Here is a 635-nt window from a genome sequence, read left to right on the forward strand (position 1 = left end):
GTACATGGCCATCGCCCGGGAAGACCGCTTCCCGATCACCGACATCATGCGGCAGACCCCCGAGGTGCCGCCGAACTGCCAGTGGGCGATCTTCCTGCGCAACCACGACGAACTGACGCTGGAGATGGTCACCAGCAGCGAGCGGGACTACCTGTGGGAGGTCTACGCCTCCGACCGCCGCGCGCGCATCAACCTCGGCATCCGCCGCCGGCTGGCGCCGCTGATGGAGCGCGACCGCCGCCGCATCGAGCTGATGAATAGCCTGCTGTTCTCGATGCCCGGCACGCCGGTGATCTACTACGGCGACGAGATCGGCATGGGCGACAACATCCACCTCGGCGACCGCGATGGCGTGCGCACGCCGATGCAGTGGTCGCCGGACCGCAATGGCGGCTTCTCCCACGCCGACCCCGAGCGGCTGGTGCTGCCGCCGCTGCAGGGGCCGCTGTACGGCTACGAGGCCGTCAACGTCGAAGCCCAGAACCGCGACCCGCACTCGCTGCTGAACTGGATGCGCCGCATGCTGGCCCTGCGCCGGCAGCATCACGCCTTCGGGCGCGGCACGCTGCGCTTCCTGTTCCCCGGCAACCGCAAGGTGCTGGCCTATCTGCGCGAGTTCGATGGCGAGCACATCC

1 protein-coding gene is annotated in these 635 nt (G+C 68.8%); it reads left to right on the forward strand.

Annotation, left to right across the window (positions count from 1 at the left end):
• The coding region (locus AC1DHL_RS29675; RefSeq protein WP_478164321.1) for an alpha-amylase family glycosyl hydrolase at positions 1-635 on the forward strand (635 nt) is incomplete at both ends.

This window comes from Variovorax sp. 10L426 (assembly GCF_056395305.1).